This is a genomic window from Salinispora pacifica DSM 45544, from assembly GCF_000378845.1.
Lineage (GTDB): Bacteria > Actinomycetota > Actinomycetes > Mycobacteriales > Micromonosporaceae > Micromonospora > Micromonospora pacifica.
This window is the reverse complement of the sequence record NZ_KB905359.1, coordinates 2537007-2553161: the sequence shown is the minus strand read 5'-3', so window position 1 is coordinate 2553161 and position 16155 is coordinate 2537007. Positions and strand designations below refer to the sequence as shown.

6 protein-coding genes are annotated in these 16155 nt (G+C 71.0%); all 6 read left to right on the top strand.

Features of this window, described 5'->3' with window-relative positions; genetic code table 11:
- The first annotated feature begins 10 nt into the window (after positions 1-10).
- The 6 genes from SALPAC3_RS25720 to SALPAC3_RS0111450 are packed head-to-tail and all read left to right on the top strand — an operon-like array spanning position 11 to position 16149.
- On the top strand, positions 11-1783 hold the full coding sequence (locus SALPAC3_RS25720; RefSeq protein WP_018221383.1) for a non-ribosomal peptide synthetase: 1773 nt from the start codon (positions 11-13) through the stop codon (positions 1781-1783).
- Positions 1780-6333, top strand: coding sequence for a non-ribosomal peptide synthetase (locus SALPAC3_RS0111470; RefSeq protein WP_018221382.1), 4554 nt, complete (start codon positions 1780-1782; stop codon positions 6331-6333). Before SALPAC3_RS25720 ends, SALPAC3_RS0111470 begins: the two co-directional genes overlap by 4 nt.
- Before the next feature lie 28 nt (positions 6334-6361).
- Positions 6362-8191 carry a non-ribosomal peptide synthetase gene (locus tag SALPAC3_RS0111465; RefSeq protein ID WP_018221381.1) on the top strand — a complete coding sequence of 610 codons (1830 nt, stop codon included), beginning with the start codon at positions 6362-6364 and terminating at the stop codon, positions 8189-8191.
- Positions 8184-15209, top strand: coding sequence for an amino acid adenylation domain-containing protein (locus SALPAC3_RS25715; protein ID WP_018221380.1), 7026 nt, complete (start codon positions 8184-8186; stop codon positions 15207-15209). Before SALPAC3_RS0111465 ends, SALPAC3_RS25715 begins: the two co-directional genes overlap by 8 nt.
- Positions 15206-15934: an aspartate/glutamate racemase family protein gene (locus SALPAC3_RS0111455; protein WP_018221379.1), complete on the top strand. Its 729-nt coding sequence runs from the start codon at positions 15206-15208 to the stop codon at positions 15932-15934. The genes SALPAC3_RS25715 and SALPAC3_RS0111455 overlap by 4 nt, the downstream gene beginning before the upstream one ends.
- Complete coding sequence (locus SALPAC3_RS0111450) at positions 15931-16149, top strand: MbtH family protein (protein ID WP_018221378.1); 219 nt, start codon at positions 15931-15933, stop codon at positions 16147-16149. Before SALPAC3_RS0111455 ends, SALPAC3_RS0111450 begins: the two co-directional genes overlap by 4 nt.
- Positions 16150-16155: the final 6 nt, after the last annotated feature.

Genomic DNA, 16155 nt, shown 5'->3' with positions numbered 1-16155 from the left:
GGAGACGAGAATGACCGCGAGCACGCTCTCCCCGCAGTCGCCCCGGCACGATTCGGTGCTTCGCCGATTCCTGCACCAGGCCGACCGTGTTCCCGACGATCCCGCGATCCGCTGCGGCGCGAACGTCACCACCTACCGGCAGCTGACGGCGTGGGCCGAGTCGCTCGCGGCCACTCTGAACGACCACGGTGTCCGCCCGGGCGACCAGGTGCCCCTACTGGCCCCGGCGACCTCGGACACGCCGGCTGCGATTCTGGGCTGCTGGTTGGCCGGTGCGGCGTTCGTGCCGCTGGACCCCGAGTGGCCGCGGGGCCGGACCGAGACGATCCTGCGGCACCTGGATGCCGAGCTGGTGCTGGTTCCCCGAACCCTGGAGGAGTTCACCTGCTCGGTCGACGCCGTCGCCGTTCCGCCGTGCCCGCCTCCGACCGCCACCGCACGACCGAGCCCGGCTGCCGAATCGGACGTGGCCTACGTGATGTTCACGTCGGGCACCTCGGGCGAGCCCAGAGGCGTGGTGATCGGACAGGCCCAGCTGGCCCACTATGCGACGGCCAGCCGCTCCGCACTGGATCTGCGGGACCGCGCGAGCTTCGCCGCCGTCTCTACGATGGCGGCCGATCTGGCCTACACGGCGGTCTTCCTACCGCTGACGAGCGGCGGGTGCGTGCGGTTGGTCGACGCGGATCGGGCTGCCGATCCGCGGCTGCTGGCCGCCGAGTTCACCGACCGGCCGGTGGAGGCGCTGAAGATCACGCCGTCGCGACTGGCCGCACTGATCGCCCAGCCGGTTGCCGGCTGGCTGCCGACCGAGGTGCTGGTGGTGGGCGGTGAGCCGCTTCCTCCGAGCCTGGCCGAGCGCGTGGCCGAGCTGAACCCCGGACTGCGCGTCTACAACGAGTACGGCCCCACCGAGACCACGATCGGCGCGTCGTGCGCGATGGTGCGGCTTCCCGCCGATCCGCGCTGCGCCTCGATCCCGGTCGGCACGACGCTGGGCGACTGCGCGCTGACCGTGGTCGACGAGTCCGGGCACCCGGTCCCGCCTTGGGTTTCGGGCGAGGTGGTCGTCTCGGGCCCCGGGGTGGGGATCGGCTATCTCGACGAGGTGCGGGCCGGGCGGCCCGGCTTCGGTGAGCGCGGAACACGGCCGTACCGGACCGGTGATGTCGGGCGCCTGGTGCCGGGGGCCGGCGTCGAGGTGCTGGGCCGGTTGGACGACCAGGTCAAGGTGGGCGACCAGCGGATCGAGTTGCTGGAGATCGAGACGCTGCTGCGGCGCCAGCGCAGCGTCGAGGCCGCCGCCGTCATCGCCCGGCGGGACGACGCCGGGTTGGTCACCCACCTGGACGCCTACGTCGTCCGCCGCGACGGGTTCGGCGACGTGCAGGCCGAGGCGCTGCAGAAGTCGCTCGGCCGTCTGCTTCCGCCGGCGGTCGTACCGGCGGGCTTGCGGTTCCTCGATGCCCTGCCGCTGACCGGCAACGGCAAGGTCGACCGGGACGCGCTGTCCCCGATCGAGGTGCGCCGGACCGGCTCGGCTCGCCCCGGCGACGCGTCCGTGCAACGGATGGTGACGGTCTGGGCCGATGTCCTGGGCCTGGCCGACATCTCGCCGGACGACGACTTCTACCGCCTCGGTGGCAACTCGCTGCACGCCATTCGGTTGATCTCCCGGGTCAAGGCAGCCTTCGGCGTCGAGCTCTCGATGGCCTCGGTGCTGACCGCCCGCACGCCCGCGACCATGGCCGGCCTGGTCGGCCCGGGAAGCGGTGCCCGGTGACGGCCGCGGAGCGCCGGCCCGAGCTCCGGCCGGTCGACCGGCCCGCACGGATCCCGCTCTCCTTCGCCCAGCAACGGATGTGGTTCCTGCATCGCTACGGCGAATCGGGAGCGGCGTACAACCTGACCTATCTCTGGCGGCTGGACGGCGACGTCGACGAGCAGGCGCTCGCCGGGGCGCTCCGGGATGTGATGGTCCGCCACGAGACGCTGCGCACGATCTTCCCGGAGGAGGCGGGCGAACCGGCGCAGATGGTGCTGGACCCGTCGGTCATCAGGACACCGCTGACCGTACGCCAGGTCGCCGTCGCCGAGGTCGACGCGGTCGTCCGGGAGCTGGCCGACCTCGACTTCGACCTGCGCAGCGAACCTCCGATCCGCGCGGCGCTGCTGATCAGCGGTCCCCGGGTGAGCCACCTGGCCCTGTTCGTTCATCACATCGCCTGCGACGGCTGGTCCGGCGGTCTGCTGGCGCGGGACCTGTCGACGGCCTACCGGGCCCGCGTCGCGGGCGTGGCCCCGCACTGGGCCGCGCTCCCGGTCCAGTACGTCGATTACACGATCTGGCACCAGGCTCTGCTGGGTACCGACCAGCAGCCCAGCGAGCTGACCACCAAGCAGCTCGGGTACTGGACCGAGACGCTGGCCGGAGCTCCGGAGCTGATCGCCCTGCCCCTGGACCGGCCGCGTCCTCCGGTGGCCAGTTACCGGGGCCGCACCACCGAGCTGACCATCCCGCCCGGACTGCACGCCGATCTGGTGGATCTGGCCGCCGAGCGGGGATGCACGCTGTTCATGGTGCTGCACGCGGCGCTGGCGGCGGTCCTGTCGGCGTACGGCGCCGGCCGGGACGTCGTGCTCGGTACCGCGTTCGCCGGGCGTAGCGACCGCGCACTGGAATCGCTGGTCGGGTTTTTCGTCGACACGCTGGTGCTGCGCCTCGACCTGTCCGGTGACCCGACCTTCGGCGACCTGCTCGACCGGGCCCGCAACACCGATCTGGCCGCCTTCACGCACCAGGATGTGCCCCTCGAACGCGTCGTGCAGGCGCTGAGACCGGAGCGGTCGAGCGCCTACCATCCACTCTTTCAGGTCTTCTTCGCCTTCGACGACGGTGCCACCACGAACGAGCTGCGGCTGCCGGACGTCGTGAGCACCGCGCTTCCGGAGCCGCTGGACACCGCTAAGTTCGACCTCTCGGTCGACTTCTTCCAGCAGCTCGGCGTGGACGGCAGCGCCGCCGGCGTGCGAACCGTCTTCGAGTTTGCGACCGACCTGTTCGACCTGGCCACCGTTGACCAGCTGGGTGCTCGGCTGCTGCGGTTGCTGACGCTGGTGTCGGCCGACCCAGACGTGCCGCTCAGCCGGCTCAGCCTGCTCACCGCTGCCGAACGGCGCCTGCAGCTGGAACAGTGGAACGGGCCGGTCACCGACGAGCCGCCCCTCGATCTGGTCGCGGTGGTGCGGCAGATCGCCGAGCAGCGGCCGGAGGCGATCGCGGTCTCCGGCGCGGACGACCAAATCACCTACCGCGAGCTGGCCGGGATCGCCGCCCGGATCGCCGGTGACCTGCGGGCCGCGGGCGCCCGGCCGGACACGCTCGTCGCGGTGCTCTCCCACCGGACGCCCTGGTATGTCGCAGCGGTGCTCGGTGTGCTCGGCGCAGGCTGTGGATTCATGCCGGTCGACGTCAGCACGGGTGTCTCGCGAGCGGCGCAGATGCTGGAGGACGGGGAGGTAGGCCTGCTGCTTGCGGCCTCCGACGTGCTCGACCGGGCCGAGTCGATCGCCGCCTCCGCCCGGCTTCCGGTCCGGGTCCTGCCGCCGGGCTCCGGCCCGACCGACGTCGCCAGCTTCGTCGCTCGGCCGAGCCGGGACGAACTGGCCTACGCCGTGTTTACCTCCGGCTCGACCGGCCGTCCCAAGGGGGTCCTGGTGCCGCACCGGGGTCTGTCGAACCACCTGCACGCGATCATCGAGCTGTACAAGCTGGATGAACGCGACGTCTTGATGTTCAACGCGCCGCTGACCTTCGACGTCTCGATCTGGCAGTCGCTGACCCTGCTGGCCGTCGGAGGTCGCGTCCACACGGTCGACAACGACGTCGCGCGCGATCCGGTCGCCATGGCCGAATGCTGTGCCGAGCAGGGCATCACGATCGTGCAGATCGTCCCGTCCCTGCTGCGGGCCGTGCTCGAGTCCTGCGAGGAGACGTTTGGGCTGGCCGACCGGCTGGCCGGGCTGCGGTGGATGCTTGCCCACGGTGAGGAACTACCGCCCGACCTGATCAGCTGGTGGCATCGGCGGGTGCCCGGCGTGCCGCTGGCCAACGTGTACGGCCCGGCCGAATGCTCCGACGACGTGTCGATCGCCATGCTGAGCACCGACGTGACCGGCCCGTTCGGCCGAGCCTCGATCGGCCCGCCGCTGATCAACACCTTCGTGTACGTGCTGGACGACAAGCTGGCCTTAGTGCCGCCCGGGGTGACCGGCGAGCTCTACGTCGCCGGAGCCGGCCTGGCCCGCGGATATGCGAGCCGCCCAGCGCTGACCGCGGAACGATTCATCCCCAACCCGTTCGGTCTGCCTGGGCAGCGGATGTATCAGACCGGCGACTTGGTCCGTTGGACCCCGAATGGGGAGCTCGAGTTCCTCGGCCGGGCCGACGGCCAGGTGAAGATCCGGGGGTTCCGGATCGAGCTCGGCGAGATCGAGCACCATCTGCGGTCTGTGCCCGGGATCGGCCAGGCGACGGTCGTCGTCCGCGAGGACCGGCCCGGTGATCGGCGGCTTGTCGCGTACTACACCGCCGACGGCCAGGTGCCAGCCGCCGCGCTCAAGACGGCGGCCGAGAAGTCGATGCCCGGCTACATGGTGCCCGCCGCGTTCGTGGAGCTGACCGAGATGCCGCTGACCGGCAACGGCAAGCTCGACGCGTGGGCCCTCCCCGTGCCGGATTACTCCGGTGGCGGCCGGGAACCGTCGAGCCCGGAGGAGCACCAGCTGGGTGCCCTGTTCGGGGAGATCCTGGGCATCGAAGGGGTCGGCGCCGACGACAGCTTCTTCGAGCTGGGAGGGCACTCGCTGATGGCGACCCGGCTGCTCAACCGCATCCGAACGGTGATGGGCGCGGAAGTCTCGGTCCGCGACATCTTCGACGCGCCGACCGTGGCCGGTCTCGCGAGCACGCTGGCCGGCCGCACCCGCTTTGCGCGGCCGGTTCTGCGGCGCCGGACCCGCGAGGGCGAGCTGCTGATTCCCCTGTCCTTCTCCCAGAGCGGCCTCTGGTTTCTCAACCAGTTGGACCCGTCCGACACCTCCTATCACGTACCGCTGGTGTGGGATTTCTCCGGCGAGGTGGATGAGCGCGCCCTGCGGGAGGCTCTGCGCGACGTCGTCGTGCGGCACGAGAGCCTGCGCACCGTCTTCCCGGACACCGACGGCGTCCCGCAGCAGCGGGTCGTGTCTTCGGCTGAGCTGGGTCCGCTCCTCGTCGAGGTGCCGGCCGGCGACGAGGAGACGTTCATCGCCCGGCCGTTCGATCTGGGTACGGACATCCCGCTTCGCGGAGCGTTGCTGCGGAGCGGTCCGAGCCGGGGCCGCCTCGTTCTGGTCGTGCACCACGCGGCCTTCGACGGCTGGTCCGAGCCGATCTTCTGCCGGGATCTGAGCCGGGCCTACGCCGCCCGCGCGGCCGGACGCGCTCCACAGTGGCCCGAGCTGCCGGTGCAGTACGCCGATTACGCACTGTGGCAGCACGAGCTGCTGGGTGACGAGGTCGACCCGGACAGCCTCATGGCTCGCCAACTGGGCTACTGGCGAGACCGCCTGGCGGGGCTGCCGCAGGAATCCGGGCTCGAGGCCGAACCGCGTACCGGGCGATCGGGACCGAGCCGCACCCGCGGCTTGCAAGTCGACGCGGAGACCCACCGGGGCGTGGTGAGACTGGCGCAGCAGACCGGCGCGACTCTGTTCATGGTCATCCATGCCACTCTCGCCGCCGCCGTCACCAGGCTTGGTGGGGCGACCGATCTGCCCCTGGGCACGGTGGTCTCCGGCCGGTCGGACGAAGCGCTCAACGACCTCGTCGGCTATTTCACCAACACGGTCGTGCTGCGGACCGACACCTCGGGAAGCCCGACGTTCACCGAGTTGCTGAGCCGGGTTCGCGAGACCGATCTGAGTGCGTTCGCCCACCAGGACACCCCGTTCGAGAAGGTGGTCGCCGCGGTGAACCCCGCACGGCGGCGGTTCGGCAGCCCGCTGATCCAGATCCTCTTCTCGGTCGAGGATCGCGCTGAACCGGCGCTCGACCTGGGTCCGGTGCACCTCACGTTTCGGAACTGGGCCGCCACGGCGGCGAAGTTCGACATCGAGGTGTTGCTGGAAGAGGAGTTCACCGGCGCCGGTGAGCCCGGCGGGTTGACCGGTGCCGTCGAGTACCGCTCGGACCGCTTCCCGGCAGCGCTGATCGATGCCCTCGTCGATGAGCTGGTCCGTTCGCTGCTGGTGATCACCGTCGACCCCGACCGCCGGATCGACGCTACCTAGCGGGCCGTCGCCAACCAAGGAGCTGAAAGTGGTCTCGCACATTTCCGGGGTGACCGGGCTTCCGCCGCGGACGGCCGGCGGCGGCCTCGAGCAGGATCTCGACATCGCACACACCCTGCACGAGTTGATCCAGGCGCAGGCCGACCGGACACCGGACGCGGTCGCCGTCGAGTCGGGATCCCGGCGGATCCGGTACCGCGAGCTCGATGACGCGGCTCACGCGTTCGCCCGGGTCCTCGCCGACCGGGGAGTGGGCGCGCGGGCGCTGGTCGGTGTCTGGTGCGACCGTGGCCCGGACCTGCTCGTGGCACTGCTCGGTGTGCTGCACGCGGGAGCGGCGTTCATCCCCTTGGACCCCGACTTCCCGCCCGCCCGGGTACAGACCCTGCTCACCGAGGCCGGTGCCGGTCACTGTGTCGTCGACGTCTCACCGTGTGGTCCAGTGGACGGCCTTGACGTCGAGGTGATCACAGTGACCGGCGAGGCCGGCGAGCCGTTGACCGTCCCGGTCGATCCCGACGATCTGGTCTCCATCTACTACACCTCGGGCTCGACCGGGAAACCCAAGGGCGTGGCCAACCCGCACCGCGGCTGGGTGAACCGGATGCGCTGGATGCAACAGCGCCATCCGCTGCGTCCCGGCGAGGGCGTCCTGCACAAGACGGTCCTCAGCTTCGACGATTCGGCGGTCGAGCTGTTCTGGCCGCTTATCGTCGGCGGCCGGGTGGTGATGCTCGAGCCCGGCCTGCACCGGGACCCGCAGGCCATCGCACGGGCGGCGGCGGCACACGAGGTGACGGTGCTCCAGTTCGTGCCGAGCATGCTCGGCCTGTTCCTAGAGGAGGTGGCCGGGAGTCCGCCGCCTGCGCTGCGGACCGTGGTCTCCAGCGGTGAGGCGTTGCGTCCCGAGCTCGTCGGCCGGTTCCACGAGGTGCTCGCCGGCACGCCGTGCCGGCTGCACAACCAGTGGGGCCCGACCGAGGCGTCGATCGATGCCACCATCCACACGTGTTCGCGCGCCGACGCCGCATTACCGGTGATCCCCATCGGCCGGGCGCTGACGAACTACCGTGTGCACGTGCTGGACGATGACGGCCGGCCGGTTTCCCCGGACGTCGAAGGCGAGCTGTACGTCGGTGGCGTCGGGCTGGCCCGCTGCTACTGGAACGATCCAGCGAAGACCGCGGAGACGTTTCTCCCGGATCCGGTCGTACCGGGAGAGCGGCTGTACCGCACCGGGGACCGGGCGGTGTGCGGGGCGGACGGTGTGATTACCTTCCTGGGGCGGCGGGATCACCAGGTGAAGATCCGTGGAATCCGGGTCGAACTGGGCGAGATCGAGCGGACCCTGGCCCGGCACCCCGACGTCGCCGAGGCGGTGGTAACGGTGTCCGAGGCGCAACCGGGGGACAAACAGCTACTCGCGTACGTCGTCGGCCGTAACGGCGTGCTCGACCGCGACACCGTGCGCCAGTTCCTGAGCGAGCGGCTTCCGGGGTACATGGTCCCGACCAGCCTGATCACGCTCAGCGAGTTGCCGCTGACGGCCAGTGGCAAGGTGGACCGGAATCGTCTGCCGACTCCCTCGAACGAGCCGGCCGCAGGCCGTCCTCCGCGTACCGAGTCCGAGCTGCTGGTCGCCGAGGCGTGGGGCCGCTTCCTGCCGGCCACCGACGCCGAAGCCGACTTTTTCGACCTGGGCGGGCACTCGCTGCTCGCCACCCGGGTCATCAGCGCGTTACGGCGGGCGCTGGACGCCGACCTGCCGCTGGTGCTGCTCTTCGACAATCCGACGATCGCGGAGCTGGCGCTGGCCATCGAACACGAACTCCTGGGTGAGGGGACCGCCGATGAGTGAACTTCAGGACCGCCTGAAGGCCGCTCGGGCCCGCCTGGCCGGCGACGCGGAACCGACCGCCGGCGCGATACCCGGTCAGGGTGACCCGGCCCGGCACGTGTCGGCCGAACAGAAGTGGCTCTGGCTGGCAGACCGGATCCTCGGCGATTCGGCGGCCTACCACGTGGCGGAGGCCGTCCAGCTCATCGGCGATCTGGACCTCCCCAGCCTGCGGACCGCGGTCACCGCCGTGGTGACCCGGCATCCGGTGCTGCGGACCGGCTTCACGGATCGGGACGGCTCGCCGGAGCCGGTCGTCCACGCGCCCGGCGCCGTACAGGTCCGGGTGGGCGACACCTCGGAGGAGACCGATCCGGTCGCTCTCGCGGCCGCGGCGGTCGCCGAACCGCTGCTTCTCGCCATCCAGCCGCCGATGCGCGTCCACGTCTACGAGATGGCCGACCGGCGGTGGCTCGTCGTCCTGGTCGTGCATCACATCGTGGTCGACGCACCGTCGATGTCGTTGCTGTGGAACGAGATCGCCGAGGGGTACGGCCGGGCGCGGGCCGGCGAACCGCCGGTGCTGGAGCGACCGCGGCTAACCTACGCCGACGTCGCTGCCGCCGCTCCGGCGCGGTCGAGCGCGGATCTCGACTACTGGACACGCACGCTGGCCGGAGCGCCGGAGCTGGAGCTGCCGCTGGACCGGCCCCGGCGTGCGGCGGGCGGCCGCCCGGGGGCGCAGACGTCGTTCACCGTGCCGGCGACCCTGGCCGCGCGCGTCCGGCGCCTTGCCCACGACTGCGGCGCGTCCGAGTTCATGGTCTACACGGCGGGATTCAGCGCGCTTCTCGGATTGCTCAGCGGGCAGCCCGACGTGGTCGTCGGGACGCCGGTGCTCGGCCGATCCGACATCGAGTTGCAGGACGTGATCGGTCCGTTCCTCAACGTGGTGGCGTTACGGATCGACGTGGCCGACGAGCCCGACTTCGTCGAGGTGATCCGGCGCACCCGGCACGCCGCGCTGGCCGGGTTCGCCCGGCAGCGGGTGCCGTTCGCCGAGGTCGTTGAACGGATCGGCCGGTCCTCGGTGCGCAACCGGAACCCGTTGTTCGAAACGATCATCACTGTGCAGCAGGGCGAACCACCACTGCCGCGGTGGCCGGGCCTGAGCGCGTTCTGGGTCGACTTCCCGGTGGAGTACGCCAAGTTCGACCTCGAGCTGTTCCTGACCAACGGGCTACCGGACGGCGAGGCCCGGGGCGACGTCGTCTACGCCGCCGACGTGTTCGACGCCGCCACCGTCGACAAGATCGTCACGCTGTACGTCCGGCTCCTCGAGGTCGCCACCCGTCACCCGCAGGATCCGGTCATAGGGTCGATGCTGGTGAGCGCCGACGACCCGCCGGTGATCCCTGGGCGCGAGCAGGCCGAAGCCCCGATCCTCATGCACCGCATCATCGAACAGGCGCAGCGCCGCCCCGATGCGCCGGCGGCCGGCAACCGGGCCCGGGTGCTGACGTACGCCGAGCTGATGGCGATCGCCGCTGGGGTGGCCGCGCAGCTCCGCGCGGCCGGAGTGCGCCCCGACGACATCGTCGGGGTCTGTCTCGAGCGGACGCCCGTCATGGTGGCCGCGCTGCTCGGCGTCTGGCTGTCCGGAGCGGGCTATCTCCCGCTGGACCCCTCCTACGGTGAGAAGCGCGTCGACTACATGCTCCGCAACAGCGGCACCTCGGTCGTCCTGACCGACGGCGCCACCGAGCAACTGCTGGACTGGGCCGCGGCCGGGGCCCGGTCGCTGGCTGTCTCCGAGACCCGGAAGGCCGTGGTCGAGCCCGTACCGGTGGATCCCGAGAATCTGGCCTACGTGATCTACACCTCCGGGTCTACCGGCCGTCCCAAGGGCGTGATGCTCCGGCACGGCGGCTTGGCGAACATCGCGGCGGACTGGATCGAGATGGTGGGGCTCGAGCCGACGGACACGGTGGCCGCGACCATCACGATCTCGTTCGACGGGGCGGTGCTGGAACTCATGGCACCGCTCGCGGCCGGAGCCCGGGTGGAGGTGATCGACCGGGACACCGTCGTCGATGGCCGGCGCCTCGCCGAGGTCATCAGTGACGCCGGGGTGACGGTGATGAAGTCGTCCCCGGCCGGGTGGTCGTTGCTGATCGCTTCGGGCTGGAAGGGGGGTCCGATCCGGGCCTTCTCCGGCGGGGAGGCCCTGTCCGCCGAGCTGGCCCGCAACATCACCGCGCGCACCGAGCGCCTGTGGAATTCCTACGGCCCGACCGAGACGACGATCAATTCTACCCAGCAGCTGGTGCCGGCGGCCACGACGGTCCCGCCGGCGTTGGGTGAGCCGGTGGCCAACACGACGCTGGTGGTGCTCGACGGGCAGGGCAGGCCGGTGGTGCCCGGCGCTCCGGGCGAGCTCTACATCGGCGGCAGCGGGCTGGCCCGCGGCTACATCGGCGATCCGGCCGCCACTGCGGCCCGGTTCGTCCCCGACCCGGCCCGGCCGGGTGCGCGTATGTACCGCACCGGAGACCTGGTGCGCCGCCGCTTCGACGGGTCACTCGAGTTTCTGGGCCGAGCGGACAACCAGTTGAAGATCCGGGGCTTCCGGATCGAGCCGGAAGAGGTCGAGGCCCGGCTGCGGGAACACCCGGCCGTCGCCGACGCCGCGGTCGGCCCGGTCGGCCAGGGCGTCGAACGGACGCTGGCCGCCTACGTCGTGTGGAACGATCCGGCCACGCCGAGCTGGCCGCAGGTGCGGCAGGATCTGGCTGACGTGCTGCCGGACTACATGATTCCCACGGTCCTGGTCACGATGGAGCGGCTTCCGGCGACCCCGAACCGCAAGCTCGACCGGGCGGCACTGCCCATGCCGGTGCCGGCCGTCGTCCGCGGTTCCGCACGGCCGGAGACCCCGCTGCAGCGCCGGCTGGCGGCGATCTGGTCGGCCGTGCTCAAGCTCGACGGCATCGGCCTGGACGACGACTTCTTCGCCCTGGGCGGCCACTCCCTGCTGGCCGCGCGGCTCGTGGCCGCGGTGCGGGCGCAGCTCGGCGTCGACATTCCGATGCGGCAGCTGTTCGCCCATCCGACGGTCGGTGCGCTGTGCGACTTCATCGGTGATTTCACCGAGGCGACCGAACCGGCGCCGGTCGAACCGGCCGCCGAGGGCGCGGCCCCGCTGTCCTCGACCCAGCAGCGTTTTTGGTTCCTCGAGCAGTTGCGGACCGCCCGCACCGACTTCCACGTCAACGCGACGGTCATCCTGCGCGGCGCGGTCGATCCCGGGTTGGTACACGACGCACTGCTGTCGGTCGTAGCGCGGCACGACATCCTCCGCACCAGCTACGGTGACGGCTCCGCGCAGGTGGTCGGCCCGGTCCGCCCGCTGTGGAACGAAGTCGTCGAACTGGGCCACCGAACTCCGGTCGCCTTCGCCGACGAGTGCGCGGCCCAGCCGTTCGATCTGGCCGAGGGACCACTGACCCGCGCCGCGTTCGGCCGTTCCGGCGCGGACTACGTGCTGGCCTTCGTGATCCACCACAGCGTGGTGGACGGCTCCTCGATGGCCATCCTGTGGCGGGAGTTCAGCTTGGCCTACCGGGCGCTGGCCGCCGGCGCCCGGCCGGCCGGGCGTTCGCCGGTCCAGTTCGCCGACTACGCCCGCTGGGAACGCTCGCGTCCGGACGACGGACCCGACTCGGCCTATTGGCGGCAGCGTCTGGCGGGGGCCTCGGCCACCGAGATTCTCCCCGACCGCCCGCGACCGGCGGTGTTCGTCGAGGACGGCGCCGAGCACCGGTTCGAGCTGGACGTCGCGACGTCCAAGGCGGTCGACGAGCTGGCCCGAGAGAGCGGAACGACGCCGTTCGGCGTCCTGTTGGGGGCGTTCGCCGTCACCGTCGGTCTACTCTCGGGTACCACCGATGTCGTGCTGGGCACGCCGATCGCCGGCGCCGGGCGCAGCCGGCCTGAGTTCGCCGAGCTGGTCGGTCCGCTGCTGAACAGCATCGTGATGCGGATCGACGTCGGCTCCCAGCAACGGTTCACCGAATTGCTGGCCACCCTGCACCTGGACATCGCGGACGCCCACGACCACCAGCAGATGCCCTTCGAGCGGCTGGTGGAACTTCTGGATCCGCAACGCGACCTGGCTCGGCACCCGCTCTTCAATATCCAGTTCGCCCTCGATGTCGGCAGCGCCGACGCGATCGATCTGCCCGGTGTGACCGTCGAGGAACTGGACACCAGCCGGGTCAGCGTCAAGTTCGACCTGAGCATGGAGCTGTCGCTCCAGGCCGGCCGCCTCACCGGGTCCCTCCTGTACGCCACCCGCCTGTACGACCCGGAGTCGGCGGCCGTCCTGGTGTCGGTGTTCCGCCGGGTGCTGTCCACGGTCGTCTCCACGCCGGACGCGGCGCTCGGCGCCCTGCCATTGGCCGGAGCAGATGCGGTCGTGCCGCCCCTCCCGGCGCAACCGGAGGCGGGTATTACGCTGACCGAGCTGGTCGGCCGCGGTATCCGACCGGACGCGCCGACCCTGACCGCCGATGGCGTGACTCTGACCGGCGACCAGCTGCTGACCCGGGCGGAGGACCTCGCCGCCCGGCTGCACGAGGCCGGCGCGAGTCGCGGCGTGCTCGTTGGGGTGCTACTACCCCGATCGGCGGCCCTCGTGGTCGCCATGCTGGCCGTGCTGCGCAGTGGGGCCACCCTGCTGACCCTCGACCCCCTCCAGCCGCCCGCCCGGCTGCAGCGTCTGATCAACGGCCTTCCGCTCGTCGTCACCGATCGGTCGGCCGGCGATCCGGCCCTGCCCGGCGATGTACGGATCATCCACCCCGACGGCGTTCCCTCGGCCCCGCTGACCACCGACGGGCCCGTGCCGGACGACGTCGCCTACGTCACCCACACCTCGGGCTCCACCGGGACACCGAAGGCCGTGACCACCACGCACGGCGCCGCGGCCGGTTACCTGCGGCACGTGATCAGGGAGTACCAGCTCGGCCCTCGGGACGTGGTGCTGCAGCTGGCGGCGCTGTCCTTCGACGCCAGCGTGCGCGAGATCCTGGGCACGCTCGCCGCCGGTGGGCGCCTCGTGCTGCTGCCCGACGAGCAGGCTCGCGACCAGCGTGCCATCGCGACGGCGCTGTCGGACAACCACATCACCGCGTTGCTGGCCGTGGTGCCATCGATGCTGGGTGCGCTGGTGACCGAGGCCGCGCGGGAGACCCGCCGGCCCGAGCTCCGGCTGATCCTCAGCAGCGGCGAGGAGTTACCGGTGGCGGTGGCTGCGGCGGTCTCCGCCCTGGGCGACCACGTCGAGATCGTGAACCAGTACGGCCCGACCGAATGCACCATGACCACTACCTTCCACCGGTTCAGTGCAGCCGATTCTCAGGCCGGGTACATCCCGGCCGGCCGGCCGTTGCCCGATGCCTGGATCTACGTCCTCGATCCCCGGGGCCGGTTGCTGCCGCGCGGCGCGGTCGGTGAGTTGGCGATCGGCGGCCCCCGCGTCTCGGCCGGCTATCTGGGCGTCCCCACACTGACCGCGAGCCGCTTCATGCCGGACGAGTTCCATCCCGGGCAGCGGGTCTATCGCACCGGAGACCTCGGGCGCGTCGGCCCCACCGGCGAGGTGCGATACCTCGGCCGGCTGGACCACCAGGTCAAGATCCGCGGAATCCGGATCGAGCCGGGGGAGATCGAGTCGGCGTTGCTCGCGGTGCCCGGCGTCCGGGCCGCCGCCGTGGTGGTGGCCGGTGACAAAGAACTGGTGGCCCACGTGGTGGCCGACCCGTTCGACGCCGCCGTGCTGCGTTCCGCGGTGGCCGACACCCTGCCGCAGGCCTATCACCCGGCTCGCTTCCTGGCGGCCGGCGAGCTGCCGCGAACGGTGCACGGCAAAGTCGACCGGGCCGAGCTCGTACGGCGGACGCCGCCACCCGCCGACACCGGGGTGGAGGTGCTCGAACCGCGGGACAGCACCGAGCTGCGCATGGTGACCGTGTGGGAACGGGTTCTCGGGCACGGTCCGATCGGCGTACGGCAGGACTTCTTCGAGCTCGGTGGTCACTCGCTGAAGGCCGTGGAGCTGATCGGCGCACTCACCACCGAGCTGGGCATCGACCTGCCGTTGAACGCGGTCTTCCAGCACCGGACCATCGAGGCGATGGCTGCGCACGCCGGACGGCCCCACAACCGGTTGGTCGTGCCTCTGACCGCACCCGACCTCAACGGCCCCCCGCTGTTCCTGGTGCACCCGCAATCCGGTGACGCGTGCGGCTATTTCGCGCTCACCCGCGAGTGGGGACGGTGGCGGCCGGTCTACGGGATCGAGGCCGTCGGCTACAACACCGACGACGCCCCGCTGACCGACATCACGGCCATGGCTCAGCGGTACCTGGCCGAGGTCCGGGAGGTGGCGCCGCGGGGGCCGTACCTGCTGGCCGGTTGGTCTTTCGGCGGCAACGTGGCCCTGGAGATGACCCGGCAGCTGGAGGAAGCCGGCGAACAGGTGGCGTTCCTGGGTGTGCTCGACGCTCGCGCCTTCGGCGTCGACCCCACCGAGGACCGGTATGCGGACGTGCCGGATCTGGCGAGGTTCTCGCTGTCCTACGAAGCCGAGATCCTGGACGACGCCGATGTCGAGACGGTTCTCGACCGGCTGACCCGGTATCTCGTCGATCGGGGACAGCTACCGGCCGGTGCCCGGACGCCGACGGTACGGCGGATGTACGACGTGTTCACCGCCAACGGTCACGCGGCCGATCGCTTCCGGCCGGCCGAGGTCGCCGCGGACATCTGGCTGTTCAAGGCGACCGAACAGCACCCCACGCTCTCCCGGCCGGTGGTCAGCGCGGAGAGCTGGCAGAAGCTGACCCGGGGCGAGACCCGGGTGAGCCTCCTGCCCGGCAACCACCACGATCTGTTCAGCGAGGCGAACGTGGGCACGGTGGCCGCTCGGCTGCGCGACGCCGTGGACACCGTTCTCGCCACCGGGGGCGACGCATGAACCGGCTCGGCATCGTCGGCGGTGTCGGGCCGTACGCGGCGGCGCACTTCTACCGGCGGGTCCTCGACCTGTGCCCAGCGGTGACCGACGAGAAGTACACCGCCGTCATCCTGGTCGCTGAGCAGATCCCCAGCCGGATCGACCACCAGCTGGCCGGAGGGCCGAACCCGCTGCCCGCTCTGCAGGAGGCCGTCCGCCGGCTCAACCTGGCCGGAGCGGATCTGATCGCCATCCCCTCGGCCACCACGCACGTCTACCGAGCCGACCTTGTGCGGGAGTCCCGGGTCCCGATCGTGGATCTCCTCCTGGAGGCCACCGCACATCTGGAGCGCGTAGGCCTCACCCGGCCGCTGGTCCTGGCCACCGAGGCGACCGCGACGCTGCGGAGCTTCGAATCGCACTTCGCCCCGGACACCCGCGCGGTGTACCCCGATGCGGACGGGCAGCGGCAGATCACCGACTTCATCTACCGGGTCAAGCGCGGAGAACCGGCCGATCCGGCTCGGGCCGAGTTCACCCGGTGTGTGCAGGCGCTGCTGAGCGCTCATCCGGGCGCGGACTGTGTGGTGCTCGGCTGCACAGAGCTGTCGGTGATCGCACCGGCAGCCGACGTCGGCGTCCCAATCGTGGATCTCACCGACGTGCTGGCCCACGCTGTCCTGAACTTTCTGGCCGGCGCGGAGGTCCCGCGTACCGGCAACGACGAACTGGAGGTCCGGCTGTGACGGATACCGAGGTCACCGACCGGTGGCTGGTCGTGATCAACGACGAGGAGCAGTACTCCATCTGGGCCGCCGATCGGCCGGTCCCCGCAGGCTGGCGGGCTGTGGGTGAGCCGGACGACCGCGAGAACTGCCTGAAGCGCATCGAGGAACTCTGGACGGACATGCGCCCCAAGAGCTTGCGAGACCGAACCGCTGCCGCGGCGGACGGACGATGAGGGCGC

What these genes read in the sequence shown, in the direction of transcription:
- SALPAC3_RS25720 (WP_018221383.1), top strand. Translation starts at nt 11, where the DNA reads ATGACCGCGAGCACGCTCTCCCCGCAGTCGCCCCGGCACGATTCGGTG.
- SALPAC3_RS25715 (WP_018221380.1), top strand. Translation starts at nt 8,184, where the DNA reads ATGAGTGAACTTCAGGACCGCCTGAAGGCCGCTCGGGCCCGCCTGGCC.
- SALPAC3_RS0111455 (WP_018221379.1), top strand. Translation starts at nt 15,206, where the DNA reads ATGAACCGGCTCGGCATCGTCGGCGGTGTCGGGCCGTACGCGGCGGCG.